11 protein-coding genes are annotated in these 16,308 nt (G+C 48.1%); 3 read left to right on the top strand and 8 right to left on the bottom strand.

The features are described from left to right. Positions 1 to 489: 489 nt before the first annotated feature. On the top strand, positions 490 to 1,062 hold the full coding sequence (locus ACYX4J_RS19430) for a helix-turn-helix domain-containing protein (protein ID WP_475708869.1): 573 nt from the start codon (positions 490 to 492) through the stop codon (positions 1,060 to 1,062). 76 nt (positions 1,063 to 1,138) lie between these two features. Here the strand turns inward: ACYX4J_RS19430 and ACYX4J_RS19425 are convergent, their stop codons facing one another. The 3 genes from ACYX4J_RS19425 to ACYX4J_RS19415 all read right to left on the bottom strand — a co-directional run bounded on the left by ACYX4J_RS19425 (position 1,139) and on the right by ACYX4J_RS19415 (position 6,166). Next, complete coding sequence (locus ACYX4J_RS19425) at positions 1,139 to 2,728, bottom strand: SpoVR family protein (RefSeq protein ID WP_476177337.1); 1,590 nt, start codon at positions 2,726 to 2,728, stop codon at positions 1,139 to 1,141. After that, the gene (locus tag ACYX4J_RS19420) at positions 2,728 to 4,005 is read right to left on the bottom strand and encodes a YeaH/YhbH family protein (RefSeq protein ID WP_476177336.1); all 1,278 of its coding nucleotides are present in this window, start codon (positions 4,003 to 4,005) and stop codon (positions 2,728 to 2,730) included. Before ACYX4J_RS19420 ends, ACYX4J_RS19425 begins: the two co-directional genes overlap by 1 nt. Before the next feature lie 238 nt (positions 4,006 to 4,243). After that, positions 4,244 to 6,166, bottom strand: a complete 1,923-nt coding sequence (locus tag ACYX4J_RS19415) for a PrkA family serine protein kinase (RefSeq protein ID WP_413664238.1) — start codon at positions 6,164 to 6,166, stop codon at positions 4,244 to 4,246. A 339-nt stretch (positions 6,167 to 6,505) separates the two neighbouring features. On the opposite strand from ACYX4J_RS19415, the gene galE reads away from it, so the two are divergent. Both galE and ACYX4J_RS19405 read left to right on the top strand, forming a co-directional pair. Continuing rightward, positions 6,506 to 7,534: a UDP-glucose 4-epimerase GalE gene (gene galE, locus ACYX4J_RS19410; protein ID WP_475708866.1), complete on the top strand. Its 1,029-nt coding sequence runs from the start codon at positions 6,506 to 6,508 to the stop codon at positions 7,532 to 7,534. Between the two features lie 348 nt (positions 7,535 to 7,882). Beyond that, entirely contained in the window at positions 7,883 to 9,208 is a 1,326-nt protein-coding gene (locus ACYX4J_RS19405; protein WP_476177335.1) for a gluzincin family metallopeptidase, read from the top strand. Between the two features lie 114 nt (positions 9,209 to 9,322). On the opposite strand, the gene ACYX4J_RS19400 is transcribed toward ACYX4J_RS19405, so the two are convergent. The 5 genes from ACYX4J_RS19400 to ACYX4J_RS19380 all read right to left on the bottom strand — a co-directional run bounded on the left by ACYX4J_RS19400 (position 9,323) and on the right by ACYX4J_RS19380 (position 16,093). Next, positions 9,323 to 10,135, bottom strand: coding sequence for a symmetrical bis(5'-nucleosyl)-tetraphosphatase (locus ACYX4J_RS19400; protein WP_475708864.1), 813 nt, complete (start codon positions 10,133 to 10,135; stop codon positions 9,323 to 9,325). A gap of 27 nt (positions 10,136 to 10,162) precedes the next feature. After that, positions 10,163 to 10,963 (bottom strand): 16S rRNA (adenine(1518)-N(6)/adenine(1519)-N(6))-dimethyltransferase RsmA, encoded by an 801-nt coding sequence (gene rsmA, locus ACYX4J_RS19395; RefSeq protein WP_445355140.1) that lies wholly within the window; start codon positions 10,961 to 10,963, stop codon positions 10,163 to 10,165. A gap of 138 nt (positions 10,964 to 11,101) precedes the next feature. Further along, complete coding sequence (pdxA, locus tag ACYX4J_RS19390) at positions 11,102 to 12,085, bottom strand: 4-hydroxythreonine-4-phosphate dehydrogenase PdxA (protein WP_475708863.1); 984 nt, start codon at positions 12,083 to 12,085, stop codon at positions 11,102 to 11,104. 76 nt (positions 12,086 to 12,161) lie between these two features. Then, positions 12,162 to 13,502, bottom strand: a complete 1,341-nt coding sequence (locus ACYX4J_RS19385) for a peptidylprolyl isomerase (protein WP_475708862.1) — start codon at positions 13,500 to 13,502, stop codon at positions 12,162 to 12,164. Continuing rightward, positions 13,502 to 16,093: an LPS-assembly protein LptD gene (locus ACYX4J_RS19380; RefSeq protein WP_476177334.1), complete on the bottom strand. Its 2,592-nt coding sequence runs from the start codon at positions 16,091 to 16,093 to the stop codon at positions 13,502 to 13,504. The genes ACYX4J_RS19385 and ACYX4J_RS19380 overlap by 1 nt, the downstream gene beginning before the upstream one ends. Between the last annotated feature and the right edge of the window lie 215 nt (positions 16,094 to 16,308).

Raw genomic sequence — 16,308 nt, 5'->3', positions numbered from 1 at the left:
ATTGTACTGCCATAAGTCCATTTGTTCCGGCGTTGTTCCAGGTTTGTCTGCTGGACGGAGGGTGAGGGGTGGGGATGTAAGAAGCTTCGGCAAGATAAAAAAAAGGCCCCAAAAAAACAAGGGGGCCCAGGGTCTTAGGGTATTCGCTTAGCAAACATTTCTTCGCCAACTATGGGGGCTCTGACTTAACAACCACTCCACTGGAAGGGATCCCGTGACAAGTCCCAAGTCACGAATCTAGCGCCATTCTAAGGAACCTGTCTTACCTGTCAACTATATCTATTAGTATTTTTTGAGGGGGTTGTTCCGCTGTTCGTTAATAAATTACATGGACCGAATTTCGGGCTGGGTTTGCAGCATTAAACAGCATAATTTATAGGGGCGGTTCAGCTGGACAGGATAATTTCACGTGTAACTCTGTGGGGCAGAGGATACTTTCGGGAAGTTGACTGTTCTTCTTTTTAATCGCAGTTGTTGGGGAGAATAAAGATGAGCGAATTACATGTGCTAACCACCGGGGAAGCAGCCAGGTACTGCGGTGTTAACTTCCGAACGGTGATTCGCTGGATTGAGCGTGGCCAGCTCAAGGCATACAAACTTCCAGGGCGCGGTGACCACCGTATCTGTGTTGAGGATTTCGTGGGCTTCCTGCGGGATAACTCAATGCCAGTTCCAAACGACTTGGCAGTTCCCAGTCGAAAAGTGCTCTTGTTAACGACTGATCCTGAGCTGACTTCAAGTGGACGCCAGGCGCTTCAACAGATGGGGTGTGAGGTTGAAGTAGCCAGTGATAGTTTTTCCGCCGGTATCATGATGGCGAGTGCCAAGCCGGCGTTGTTAGTGGTTGACACTGGGTTGCTTGGGGAGAGTGGGTTTCAGGTGCTGGACTACCTCAGATCCCGCAGTGAGTATTCGAACTTGAGCATTCTAGTTGTACCTTCTGATGATGATGGAGAGAAAGCCCGTTGGCTGGATGCTGGAGCTGATGCCCTTTTAACTCACCGCTCTGAGCACGGTGAACTTTCTGCAAAGGCCAAGCTTTTGTTGGAAGCTGATGCCTAAGTAGCGTGATCCGCTAGAAGGCATTATTTCCCCATTCTGTGCGGGGCTGGTATTTCAACAGTTCCCGTGCTGAAACCTAAATGGGTTTTGGTATTAGCATGGACTCCTCTTCACCCTCCGGTCGGTCCCGACCTTGCTCCGGGCAGTGACAACTGGCCGTTATTTGATCCCCGTTCAAACTGTTCAGGTGAACATCGAAGCCCCATAGCCGGTGAAGATGCCTTAGCACCTCTGTTGTATCTTTACCGAGAGGTCGGCGGCGGTGCTGCGTATGGTGCAGGGTCAGTGAACGGTCACCACGGGTATCTACTGAATATACTTGGATATTCGGTTCCCGATTGCCCAGGTTGTACTGTCCCGCAAGGTTCTCCCTTAACTGGCGATAACCGCTCTCATCGTGAATTGCGCTGACAATGATATCGTTCTCTTTATCGTTGTCGCTGATACAAAATAGTTTCATGTCTCGCATAACCTTGGGAGACAGGAATTGTAAAATAAAACTTTCATCTTTGAAGTCGCGCATGGCGAACTGAAGGGTTTCACGCCAATTACTTCCAGCAATGTCTGGGAACCAGCGGCGATCCTCTTCAGTGGGGCTTTCACAGATACGCCGTAAGTCAGTAAAAATACTGAAGCCCAGGGTATAGGGATTGATACCGCTGTAGTGAGGGCTGTCAAAAGAGGGTTGGTAGATAACATTGGTGTGGCTTTGTAGAAACTCCATCATAAAGCCTTCAGTCACCCGCCCGCGCTTGTACAGCTCGGTTAAGAGAGTGTAGTGCCAGAAGGTAGCCCAGCCCTCATTCATTACTTGGGTTTGCCGCTGTGGATAAAAGTATTGGGCCAGCTTACGTACAATGCGCACCAGTTCCCGTTGCCAGTTTTCCAGTAGAGGGGCATTTTTCTCAACAAAGTACAGGATATTCTCCTGAGGCTCTTCGGGGAAGCGTTTCTCCTTTGTCTCCTCTATACCGTCACCGAGTTTTGGGATGGTCCTCCATAAATCATTGAGCTGTCTTTGGCGGTACTCTTCTCGCTCTTGCTGTTGGCGTTCTTCTTCAATAGCCGAGATTGGGTAAGGGCGTTTATAGCGATCTACACCGTAATTCATTAGGGCATGACAGGAGTCGAGAATGGCCTCGACTTCATCAAGCCCATAGCGCTCTTCACAGCGGGAAATATAATTTTTGGCAAAGATCAGATAGTCAATAATACTGCTGGCATCTGTCCAGGAGCGAAACAGGTAATTCCCTTTAAAGAAAGAGTTGTGCCCATAGGAGGCGTGAGCAATCACCAAAGCCTGCATTGTCATGGTATTTTCTTCCATGAGGTAAGCGATGCAGGGATTAGAATTAATCACTATTTCATAAGCCAGCCCCATCAATCCGCGCTGGTAATTATTTTCCACGCTGATAAATTGCTTGCCAAAAGACCAGTGGTGATAACCCACTGGCATTCCTACCGAGGAGTAGGCATCCATCATCTGCTCGGAGCAGATAACTTCAATCTGATTTGGGTAGGTATCTAACCCAAATTCTTCTGCCAGTGCGCCGATGGCGCGATCATATTCCTGAATTAATTCAAAAGTCCATTCTGAGCTTGTTGATATGGGCTGACGCGACTCAGATTCAGGTGCTTCAGCGCCACTGGCAAATTTGTCGAGCATCAGGCAGTCACCTTTTGGCGGAACAGTTGTCGGAACACCGGATAAATATCCTGTACATCGACAATCTGCTCCATAGCAAAGTGATCAGGGAATAAAGTGCGGACACTTTCATACTCTTCCCACAGGGCCTGGTGATCTCTGGGAGTGATTTCCACATAAGAGTAATACTGCACATGGGGCATAATATCGTCGATAAGGATTCGGTGGCAGGTACTGGAGTCATCGTTCCAGTTATCACCATCTGAGGCCTGGGCTCCATAGATATTCCATTCGCTGGCGGGGTAGCGATCTCTTATAATACGTCGCATTAATTTGAGCGCGCTTGAGACAATGGTGCCGCCAGTTTCCCGTGAATAGAAAAACTCCTCTTCATCAACTTCTTTGGCGCTAGTGTGGTGTCGAATAAAAACGACTTCTGTATATTCATAACTGCGCTGTAGGAACAAATATAAAAGTAAGAAGAAGCGTTTGGCCATATCCTTTGTGGCTTGGTTCATCGAGCCGGATACATCCATCAGGCAAAACATCACTGCCCTAGATCGAGGTTTTGGTTGTCGAATCAGCAGGTTATATTTCAGGTCGAAATCATCGAGGAAAGGGACTCGATTGATACGGCTGCGAAGTTCGGCGATTTGGTTTTTAAGAGCCTCAATTTTGCGCTGGTCTCGCAGAGCAGTATCTTTGTTTTCTTCTTGGGATAGGTCTTCCTCTAAATTGCGCAGGTTTCTTCGCTTATTACTGGTCAAGGCGATGCGTCTTGCATGGGCAGCCCTGAGTGAGCGGATCACATTGAGACGACCTGGAGTTCCTTCATTACTAATTCCGGCACGTACTATTTGAAAAGACTCGTTGCCGGCCAGGCGTTGCTTGATCATATTGGGCAGCTGGAGCCCCTCAAACATAAAGTCCAGAAACTCTTCTTGTGATATCTGGAAGACAAATTCATCAACCCCTTCCCCGCTATCACTGGCACCACCACCATTTCCATCACCGCCTCGCTGACCTTGACGAGGGATACGATCACCAGCAGTAAATTGCTTGTTTCCGGGTAGAATTCGCTCTACGTGCCCACCGCTACCGTGAGAAAATAAGGGTTCGCTGATATCCCGAGTAGGGATACTGATTTGCTCTCCCTTATCCATGTCCATAATAGAGCGGCTATTCATGGCGTCGCCGACAGCTTTCTTAATGTGAGCTTTGTAGCGCCTTAAGAATCGCTGCCGATTAACGGTACTCTTTTTCTTTCCATTCAAGCGGCGGTCGATGATATAGCTCATATTTCTGCCTTTGTTCTGAATAAAGCTCACAGGCATCCATCGCCATAAATCTATTCAGAATATTTCCTGCTGAATCCACCAAACACAATTGTTGGTATCTTCACTATAGCGAGCCATTGAGGGTCCCGATGAGATGCTGTGAAATCACTCAAGTGCTCACTAAAAGTTAATGATCTAATCAGTATCCGGATTTGGCTTCCTCGTATTTTTCCAGTGACCTTAATAGAGGAAAACCTTACTACTGAGATTTTCTCACTCGTAGATACCATTCGGATAACAGTCTAACCTGCTTCTCGGTATAGCCCCGTTCAACCATACGCGCAACGAAGTCTGCATGCTTGCGTTTATCATCTGCTGAGGCCTTGGTATTAAAGGATATAACTGGCAGAAGATCTTCCGTATTGGAGAACATTTTTTTCTCGATAACGGCACGTAGTTTCTCGTAAGATCTCCAGTCGGGATTTTTTCCTTGATTGTTAGCCCTGGCGCGGAGAACAAAATTGACTATTTCATTGCGGAAATCTTTTGGATTGGAAATTCCTGCAGGTTTTTCTGTCTTTTCAAGCTCTTCATTAAGGGCGCCGCGATCCAGTATTTCACCGGTTTCGGGATCGCGATATTCCTGGTCCTGTATCCAAAAATCAGCGTAAGTGACATAGCGATCAAACAAGTTTTGGCCGTATTCAGCGTAGGATTCCAGGTAAGCTGTTTGGATTTCCTTACCGATAAATTCTACGTATCTTGGAGCTAAATATTCCTTGATAAACCCGAGGTAAGTCTCTTGCACTTCTGGTGGAAATTGCTCCTGCTCTATTTGTTGTTCCAGAACATAGAGTAGGTGGACTGGATTTGCCGCCACCTCAGTAGCATCGAAATTAAAAACTTTTGAGAGGATCTTAAAGGAGAAACGGGTGGATAGTCCGTTCATGCCTTCGTCTACCCCTGCATTATCCCTGTACTCCTGAATGGTTTTTGCTTTGGGGTCGGTATCCTTTAGGTTTTCACCATCATAGATACGCATCTTTGAATAAAGGCTGGAGTTCTCAGGGTTTTTAACTCTCGATAATACAGAGAATTGCGCCAACATCCGCAGGGTGTCTGGTGCACAGGGCGCTTTTGACAAGGAGCTATTTTCTAGCAGTTTCTGATAGATTCGTATTTCTTCCTGCACTCTTACACAGTAGGGCACCTTGACGATATAAATACGATCCAGGAAAGCCTCATTGTTGCGATTATTGCGGAAGGATTGCCATTCTGATTCATTGGAATGAGCGAGGATTGTACCGTTGAACGGAATTGACCCCAATCCCTCTGTACTGTTGTAATTTCCTTCTTGTGTTGCAGTTAGTAGGGGGTGAAGCACCTTGATAGGCGCTTTGAACATCTCGACAAACTCCATCAGTCCCTGGTTGGCCCTGCATAAACTACCAGAAAAGCTATAGGCGTCAGGGTCATTCTGGGGGAAATCCTCAAGCTTACGAATGTCGATTTTGCCAACTAGTGATGAAATATCCTGGTTATTTTCATCACCGGGCTCTGTTTTTGAGATGGCAACTTGATCGAGAATAGAAGGACGAATTTTTACGACACGGAATTTACTGATGTCCCCTTTAAATTCATGCAATCGCTTAACAGACCAGGGAGACATAATAGTGTTAACGTATCGACGTGCAATTCCGTAGTCCTCTTCAAGGATGCGGCCATCCTCAGTAGGAGAGAAAAGGCTCAAGGGAGATTCAAATACTGGCGATCCCTTAATTGCATAGATGGGCACCTGCTCCATCAAGGCTTTTAGCCGCTCTGCAAGGGATGACTTTCCGCCACCAACAGGACCTAGCAAGTACAGGATTTGCTTCTTCTCTTCCAGACCCTGTGCGGCATGTCGGAAGAAAGAGACAATTTGCTCTATGGCTTCCTCCATACCATAGAATTCACTGAAGGCCTTGTATCGCTTAATAACCTTATTACAGAAAATACGTGACAGGCGCGGGTCCCGTGAGGTGTCTACCAGTTCGGCCTCGCCAATGGCCATCAGCATCCTCTCAGCTGGTGACGCATAGGCACTGCGGTCTGTCTTACACAGCTCCAGGTATTCCTGAATACTGAGTTCCTCGTCCTGGATAGATTCGTATCTTTCCAAGTAGTGATTGAAAATTGTCATGGTGTCTACCTCCCTGTAGCCTACTGGAATTAGCTCAGTTTCCTGCTTTGGTTAGGATGTCGTACGCCCTTGGCTTCTCTTGCCCAAATGGGACGAGCGATGCATGAGCTGTAAAGTCCAGATCGTGTTTGGGATACGCTTGGCGTGAAGCACTATCGTTATTGCCGCTGTGAACCTTGTTCTTTGCTGGAGTAAGTATTGAATGCCCCCCAGCTTTTCCAGCATAGCTTTCCCTTTGAATGAGACAGTGGAATGTCACTTATATAGGTTGAATTGGGCGGCTGTTTTACGCTTTACTACAGCCCATATTGGGTAGTAGAAAAATATTGAGGAATGGAAATGTCGATTTTGGTGACTGGAGGTGCTGGATATATTGGCAGTCATACCTGCATAGAGTTGCTTGCTGCCGACTTTGAGCCTGTAGTTGTGGATAACCTATCGAACAGCAGTGAGGAAGCCCTACGGAGGGTTGAATTAATTACTGGCAAAGATATTCCTTTTCACAATCTGGATATTAGTGATAAGGAAGGTTTACGCAAAGTATTCTCTGATCATAAGATTGACGCTGTAATTCACTTTGCGGGGTTAAAAGCAGTTGGTGAATCTGTTGCGCAGCCACTGCGCTATTACCAGAATAATGTAGCTGGGACCTTGACCTTATGCGAGGTGATGGAGGAGTTTGGGGTTCACCGCCTGATCTTCAGTTCGTCGGCAACGGTTTATGGTGATCCTGAAACAGTACCAATTAAAGAAGATTTCCCTACTGGCGCAACCAACCCCTATGGCTCAAGTAAGTTGATTGTGGAAAACATGTTGCGAGACCTTTGTGCTGCACCGAACAGCCAGTGGAAAGTGAGCTTGTTGCGTTACTTCAATCCGATTGGAGCCCATGAAAGTGGGACTATTGGTGAAGATCCCAGTGGTATCCCCAATAACTTACTACCCTATGTTTCCCAAGTGGCAGTAGGTAGATTGGAGCAGTTGCAGGTTTTTGGTGGTGATTATGATACCGTCGATGGTACTGGAGTTCGAGATTATATACATGTAGTTGATCTGGCTCGCGGACACTTGGCGGCGCTGAATTTAATTTGTAGAGAAGATATTTCTGAGGGTTGTTATACCCATAATTTGGGGACGGGACAGGGCAGTTCTGTTTTACAAGTCGTACGTGCTTTCGAGAGTGTCAGTGGGAAGGAAATCCCCTATAACATTGCTCCACGGAGACCCGGAGATATTGCAGAGTGCTATGCAGATCCAGACCTGGCTGAAACAGAGTTGGGGTGGAAAGCTGAGTATGATTTAGTGCGTATGGTGAAAGATACTTGGCGTTGGCAGTATAAAAATCCTAAAGGGTACAGTGCAGATTAGGCAAAATTAAGTCAAGGAGATTTGATCCTATTTTTGCCCACAGATGATTAGGTTTTTCTATCAATCTAATAATACTCATTGCTTGCGTAGCTCCTTGCAGATGTTGCAAGCGGTGAGTTCTTTTCATGTTCTAAATAAAATTATGTCAACAGTACTTGGTTTAAGGGGCCATTAAGCTACTGATAAATACAATCCTGTTGATTGACTGGAACGCTTCTGATTAGCGAAGAATAAGAATTATTTGTCTGTCTGGTTGTATGTATAACTCTGTATTGATAGTTATCAATATATGGAAGCATTTATTACTTCAATTTTTATTTATTTTTCTCAATCTAAAAGGAGTTAAGATTGAAATATATTCAGTTTTTACTGTTATTTTTAACTGGTTTTTCAGCTTTAGCTGAAGATATATCTGGGGTGGATATCGCGATTGAGAAGCAGGGCGATAAGCTCTGGAAGCTTACCTATCAAATGGATAGGCCGGCAAGCCGGATTAGCTTTGTACGTAACCCGGATGCCTCTCGTATAAAACACTGGAAGTCTGTGTCACCAGAATTTGAATTAGTTTCTATGGATGGTGAAGAGTTTCTGGTTAGAAAAGATAGAAGTTCATTCGAACACATTGAAATTTATTTGACGCCTAGCTATATATCTCTTCCCAAAGACTATGCACCTTTCTCCCCGTATTCAGATGGTGGAAGCCTGATATACACAGGCCGCTTTTTTGCTTGTATTGACAACTGTGATGATAAAGTAAAAGCCTGGCGAATAACTATGCAAGTTCCCCCAGGTGAGCATATGATCATTAACGGGAAGATAAATGTTGGGACCGCCAGCTGGATTGATCGTGATAATGGAATGAATATCTATGTTGGAACTCAAGAACCTATAAATACAGCTAGTGTTGTAGCTGTTATTGATAACGGTTTGCCGGAAAAATTGAGATTGTCTTTAGAGTCAGATATTCCCAGGTTAATGAGTTATTTTGAGCAAAGGCTTGGGGCACTAAGTGGAACAAAGCCGGCCTTGTATGCATCATATGCGAATGTCGACGATAACTCTTGGCAGGGGGGGACCTTGCCACATCAGGTTTTTATGCATTGGAATATGAATGAACTTGATGGGAAATTTTCCGACCCTAACTTTATTAATGAAACCATTTGGTTTTTTGCTCATGAGGTCGCACATTTATACCAGCAGGGTAGTGAAACAGGATTGTATGGTGATGCAAATGAAACGTGGTTACATGAAGGGAATGCGGATTGGTTAGCCGCGCTGGCTTTATTAGATTTGTATCCCGAGTCATCAAAATATGTCTCTAATAAAATTAAGGCTTTTAAGGAAAGTTGCACAAAAGGTGTAAAAGAGATTCCTTTGGTTGAGGCTGCTAACAGGGGCAGGTTTGATCTGTATTATAGCTGTGGTCTGCTCATACATCGAGCAATTGACCTGTTTCTGCAAGGTGAAAATACTGATCCTTCAAATATTTTTTCAATGTGGAGCAGTTTTCGTCTAGAGGTCGAGGGCGGCGGAGAAAAAGGCGCTGATACTTTCTTGGTGCTTCTCAGCCAGAGGGAAGGAGCAGCGGAACTTGTTAATTCTATTGAGCTTTTACTTGATGGGAAACCGTCGAGTGTAGGAGCTGCTTTGGATCAATTAACTTATGGCTTATAAGGTTATTCAAGCTAGGTAAACTGACAGTTACACTCCCAGGTGATAACTGTCAGTTTATTTTTTTAGATTCGGTCGGTTTAAATTCTTCTTTTAGGCTTCAGGGCGAAGTGATTTTTATAAGCTGCAGTCTGTACAAAAAAATTCTTCATCACTTAATCGCATTGCAGTCAGGTACCCTCCCCAAACGCAACCTGTGTCTAGGGCATAGATATTCTCAGTATCTGCGCGGCCTTCCAGGGCAGCCCAATGCCCAAAAATAACCTTGTCATTTCTGGTTTTTCGATTGGGAAAGCTAAACCATGGCTGGTATTCACCGTGAGAGGCCTGGACCCCCTTTTTATTGATTAGATCCAGAGTGCCATCAGCCTTACAAAATCGCATTCTTGTGAAGTAATTGGTAATGGACCGCAGGCGTTCGATGCCGATCAAATGATCATCCCAACAGTGTGGCTCATTACCGTACATGCCATAAAAATATGCCTTTGCCATAGCTTCGTCGGCGAGGGCCTTATGCACTTCAGTGGCGAGCTTTTGCGCTTTAGTAACGCTCCAAATGGGGGGGATACCCGCATGCACCATGGTGTACCCCTTCTTATGTACTAGAAGGGGTAGGCTTTGTAGCCACTCCAGTAACTTATCAGAATCTTTTGCTTTTAAAACCTTGGCAAGGTCGTGCTCTTTTTCAGACAGAGATTTAGCGCCATGGGCGATCGCCAGTAAATGGAGATCATGGTTGCCCAACACTGCTGTAACCTGCTGGCGGTGCTGATAGAGATAGCGAAGGGTGCTCAGGCTATCCTCACCCCGGTGAACCAAGTCTCCGGCAAGCCAGAGTTTGTCACGGTCAGCACTAAAATTGATTTTCTTAAGAAGGCTTTGAAAAGCTGCAAAGCATCCTTGAATATCTCCGATGGCGTAAGTTGCCAAGGTTCCCCCCAATAATGTGAAAAATAATTATTGTTGTTGCAAGTTTGTACAGTAGTCGGCCAGCTTAACAAAGTCCTCGACGCTTAAGGTTTCTGCTCGGCGGCCGGCATCAATGGGTAGCAGCTCGGGGTCGAGATCCGGGAATAGGGGTTTTAAAGCATTGCGCAGGGTCTTACGGCGCTGCTGGAAGGCTATATTGACGATTCTTTCCAATAATCCTTCATCTTTTGCGGTAAATGGCAGAGTGCTGTGGGGAACCAATCTCACGATGGCAGAATCCACCTTAGGGGCGGGCCGGAAAGACTGCGGGGGTACAGGGAACAGGCCCTGTACGCGACAGTAATATTGAACCATCACGCTAAGTCGCCCATAAGATTTAGTCGAAGGCGTAGCGCTGAGCCGATCTACCACCTCTTTCTGCAGCATAAAATGCATATCCTGGACTTGCCCGCGAAAACTGAGCAGATGGAACAGTAACGGTGTGGATATGTTATATGGAAGGTTACCGACAATGCGTAGCTGCTTATCTCCAGCAAAGGTGCCAAAGTCAAATTTTAATGCGTCCTTTTCAATGATGCTAAATTCCGGGTATTCCCTGAATTTAAATTCCAGCATCGGAATCAGGTCGCGATCCAGTTCGACAGCGGTTAGAGATGGGCAGCGTTTTAATAGTAATTCTGTAATTGCCCCTTGACCCGGGCCAATTTCCACTAGCGTATCTGATTCTTTAGGGCCTACCGCACGAACAATGCGCTCGATAATATTTTCATCGACGAGAAAGTTTTGTCCAAAGCGTTTGCGGGCTTTGTGTTGAAAGAAGTTATCCATTGATATATCTGTAACCTGGATGATTAATTTTGCGGTTAAGCCTTGGGGTGCTAGTGAGCATTTCAGTTGGATACCCTTTAGGGCCTTTCACTGCGCTCACGTGGTGAGGGCATGGTTCACTCTTTCTCCAAGCAAGTTTTAGGCACTGCGCAATTTAGCTATCGCCACAGCCTGAGACAGTGCGGTTTTGAGGCTGCCGCAGTCTGCAATGCCTGTGCCCGCGATATTGAGAGCTGTGCCGTGGTCTACTGAAGTGCGGATAAAGGGTAGCCCCAAAGTGATATTGACGGCGTGGCCAAAACCCTTGAATTTTAACACTGGAAGCCCCTGATCGTGATACATAGCTAAAACGGCGTCACATTCCGACAAATGCGGCGGGGTAAAAAGAGTGTCTGCGGGAAGTGGACCTTTCAGTGATATACCTTGGTGGCGCAAGTGTTCAAGTGTGGGTTCAATTATTTCTACTTCCTCATGGCCTAAGTGTCCCCCTTCTCCAGCATGGGGGTTGAGGCCGCAAACGCTAATACGAGGATTGGAGATGCAGAAATGTTCCCGCAAACTGGCGTCGAGGATGGTAATAATCTGCTCTAGAAGCGGGGGGGTGATAGCAGCGCTCACCTCTTTGAGGGGCAGGTGAGTTGTCACCAGAGCAACTCGAAGGTCCTCTGCTGCTAGCATCATAACGACACGCTCAACACCGGCTTTTTCAGCAAAGAACTCTGTATGGCCGCTAAATGGAGTGCCGGCATCATTGATAATGCCTTTGTGTACGGGCCCTGTAACCACGGCATCAAACTGGCCGGCCAGGCAACCCTCTGCCGCAACTGAAAGAGTTTCCAATACATAGGGTGCATTGACTGCATTCAGTAGGCCGGGTTTAGCAGGCTCGGCTATGGAGACCGGTAGTATGTAGAGAGCACCGGCAGGTGTTCCCTCTGTGCCTGCTTTGGACAGAGGAAGGAGCTGAAGAGGCAACCCCAATGCCGCAGCGGTATCTGTCAGTAGCTGGGGATCAGCAATTGCGACAATCTGTGCAGGAGAACTCTCTTGTGCAATCTTCACGGCGAGCTCAGGGCCAATACCTGCAGGTTCTCCGGGGGTGAAGGCAATTTTAGGAGCCATTGCTATATAACTTTCCTGTAGCTACAAAAAAAAACCGGGCACAGGGCCCGGTCTTTACCGCTGAAAAAGCGGCTTACTATTGGTTTCCTGAGTCCTCGGTGGTCTCAGAGTCCGGCAATTTGATCTCAACGTACGCCTGGTCGCGAATCTCACGACGCCAGTTTTGTAGTTCCTCTTCATAGCGGCGGTTGCGCAGCAAGTTGGCTGCCTGATTGCGGATATATTTGTCGGTCATATCCTGCTTGCGCCGATCTTCAACCTGCAGGATATGCCAGCCGAACTGGCTGCGGAAAGGCAGGCTAATGCTGCCAATCTCAGTTGCATCCATAGCCTGGGTAAACTCTGGCACAAACTGTCCGGGCATAGACCAGCCAAGATCGCCACCGGATAGCATAGAACCTATATCCTCTGAGTTCTCGCGCGCGAGCTCGCTAAAGTTATCGCTGGCCATGGCCTCTTCACGGAGCTCAATCAGCTTATTGTAAGCCTGGTCATCGGTAAGAATAGCGGATGGCTTAAGCAGGATATGGCGAACTTTTGTCTGTTCCACCAACTGCTCGCTGGCGCCTTTCTGCGCGTGAATCTTTAATAGGTGAAAGCCGGCATCACTGCGGAAAGGCTCGGTAACATCACCGGCTTTTAAGTCGGTGAGGGCATCGGCAAAAAGAGTGGGAAGCTCGACGGTCTTGCGCCAACCCAGGTCGCCACCGGAGAGGGCATTCTGGCCGGCAGAGTTTGCGATTGCCAGGCGGCGGAAGTCAGCGCCGTCTTTGGCCTGTTGGGCTAGGTCTTCAGCCTTCTCCCGTGCCTGGGTAACTTCGCTGGTGGGAGCGCTGGAACTCACGGGGATCAGGATATGGCCCAGTTCAAATTGAGGGGACTTCCAAAACTCCCCCTCCTTGGAGCGCAGGAAGTTATCGATATCCTGGTCAGTAATCTGGATCCGGCGGTTAACGCTGCCTTGCTCAACCCGGCGAATCATCAGTTCCTGGCGAATTTGCTGACGAAAGCTCTTCATGCTCATACCGTCAGCGAGCAGGCGTTGGCGGAACTCTTCGGGGCTGACTCCGGCATTTTGTTGGACACGGGCGATAGCTTGGTCCAGCTCCGATTCAGAAACGGTGACACCTGCGCGAGAGGCCATTTGCAGTTGCAAACGCTCGATAATGAGTTGTTCGAGAACCTGGCGGCGCAAAACATCCACTGGAGGAGCCTGCACCTGTTGTGCTTGGATTTGGCTTGCGATGGTATTCATGCGCTGGGCCAGTTCACTGGCCATCACAACATCGTCATCAACAACAGCAACTACCCGGTCAAGGTTTCTGACTTGTGCGGTGGCAGTGGCGGCGATCAGAGCGCCAGCTGCCAGTACGGGTGCCAGGCCCAGCTTCGGTATGAATTTCTTAATTATTCTCATCACTGTTTCAGCTCTTCTCTCTGATCAAAGTTGGCAATCCCCTGGGTCAGCATTTCTGTCACGGTTGAACCAAAGCCTGCTAGCCCTTTGAGTTCGACTTCAAGATAGATACCTTCGTCATACTCAAGGTCTTCAGCAGATACAACCCCTGCGAGATCATTGTCCAGCGTGCGTCGCCACACCAGTCGGGTACGGTAGCAGCAGTCGTCATATTCGATTCCTGCCAGGTATTCCAGTTCCCGATTCAAAGTAAGATCATAGCTGGCACCAGCCATGAGTGAGGTATGAGTACCAAGTGGGAGGACAGTTGAGGCGTTTAGTTGGCTCACGGTTTCATCTTCATCTTCGTCCTCATCATCGTCATCCGTTGCGTCCGGGCGCTCGTAGTAATAGCTTAAGTTAAAGATGCGGTAATCGTCGTCAAGATAGCGCAGGCTGAAATTACCGCGATTAATATTGTGCTCACTATCTTCATAGACCAGCTCAGTCCCCAAACGGAGGGATTCGAAAGGGCGACTTTCGATTCGTGCAGCCAGCTCTGACCGTTGGGTATCCTCAATGTAAGAGTCACGGCCAATTTGTCGGTCACTGGAGTAATAGACTTGCCCGACACTGGCTGAGAAGAGGTCCCGACCACTAACGGGATCGATATAGCGGGTTGTCAGGCCAAGGGCAATTCTGTCCGCATCGTCGATTCGGTCATTACCGGTAAACCGGCTATCGCGGAACAATTGGTCGTAACTGAAAGTGTAAAGTGATGTGTCGTATAACAAGTTGTTACTATTTGGGTCGATATCCTCGGCATCATCACTGATATTAAAGAAATCACTCTGATCGGCATTGCTACTAATCAGGGTAAACAACCGTGGCTCCAGCGTCTGGATAAAGTCGCGGTTAAATAGGTGGCTATCGCGCTCAAAGTAGAGCCCAGTATCCAGAATAAACTGGGCAGCAGCCGCATCGGGGGTGTCGTCGGCATCCTCAGGTAGAAACAGGTCACTCACACTGTAAGCGAGGTAGCGACCAGCAACTCCCGGCTTGAAATATCCCCAGAGCCACTCTTTATCCCAGTAGAATTCATAGTCGAGGCGCAGCCGATCTGCAGTGATAAAGTCTCGTGTTTGAGTCGTGACACTGTCGGGGTCATCGGTGTCTTCAATAAACCTTATGGTTTGTGTGTCACTGTGATCCCAGCTGGTGACTTCGTTCTGCATAGTCAACAGCCAGTCATCCCAGCGGTAATCGCCGTCTATATCAAAACGGGGGTATTGGGCAAATGTATCGAAGGCGTCATTTTCCAGTACCTGATAGTCTTGGGTACGTAGCGTTGCTTGCCAGTGCTCGCTGCGCAGTTGCCCCTGAACTTTCTGGCTAACTCGGGTTTCTGCATTGATATCGAGGTTGGCCGTGCTTAAATCACGGAAATAGTCTGGGTCGCTGACCTTGGTGTAGTCGATATCGGTACGCCAGACGCTACCGCTGTAGCCCCCTTGCTGCTCCAAACTGATCAGCCAGCGGTCATCACCTTTGTAGGGGAGAACCAGGTCCTCAGGGAAGCCCTCATCAATCAGGTCCTGGGCAAGGTCATTATTGCCGCCATCGTCGTCGGGGAGATCGGCAAGACGGATTTCTGTACTAAACATTTCTGCCAGGTGCCTGAACTCAACCTCTAGCCCGGCTCCGCGATATTGGATGTAACGCGGGGAAATGGTGGCGTCCATCTGCGGGGCAATATTCCAGTAGTAGGGAATGGAGAGGTCCCAGCCATTCTTATCGCTGTTGCTGAGTGTGGGAAACAGGAAGCCGGACATGCGCGCATCGCCTACAGGAAAGCGGAAATACGGCAGGTATAAGACAGGAACGTCCAGAATCTCCAGGCGCACATCCCGTGCAGTCCCCTGGCTTTCTACTTCATCAATATTGATCTCGCGGCCCGTAAGTTGCCAGAATTCACGCCCGGGCTCACAGCGGGTATATGTGCCCTCTGTCAGGGTTAGCTCACCACTGGTTTGACGTGCAGCTAGCTCGGCGTCCCCATGAATAAAAGCATCGTGTACCACATAGGTAGCATCCTCAATAGAGGCCGCTTCGCTTTCGGTATGGACTTCAGCGGAGGAGCCGCGGATCAGTAAACCTGGCTCCCGAAGCTCAACCGCACCATCTAAAGTAGCGATATTTTCCGGGCGATTCAGTTTGACCTGGTCGGCGAAGAGCTGTCGGTAACCTTGGGTAATATGTACATTCCCGCTCAGCTCGGCTGAACCATCTTCCAGCCACTGGGATTTCTCAGCAGTGGCTCTGAGCGGGGCCTCCCCAGGGGGCAGGTCAGAACCGGGATAGTTGCGCGGAGGGGCCACAAAGGCGCCAGAGCACACCGCCGGTAAATTGGCTAGCTCCTCCGGGGTTAGCTCAGAGCGGGGCAGCCAGTCCAAGTACAAATAGGGGTTGTAGTCGGGATCAGGATACGGTTCGCCCTGATTGGCTTGCGCCCACAAGGGCTGAGCAGCGATCAGGCCGAGAGCGATGGAGCGGGCTTGGGAGTTATTAGCAATCGCCAGAGCGAGGCGACGCCACCGGGAGACTTCAAGCATCAAACGATATGTTCCAGCTATCTTTTAGTGTTTCTTTATCGATGGATACGTGCGACAGCTTTCGAGCCGGGGCGCGCAAAATCATCGTCCGATTCTACTTGAATGTAGATGTGGTTAATAGCCGTACTGAGGTCGTAATGTTGCAGCTAGAGGCTCAGCTTCGAAACGCAAATTACCTGGAACTCGTGTTCTGTTTTTACCTGAGGCAAAGTAGG

The organism is Microbulbifer sp. ABM4_008, from assembly GCF_056311705.1.
The sequence above is the reverse complement of the archived record's forward strand: the minus strand, read 5'-3'. Positions and strand labels throughout refer to the sequence as shown.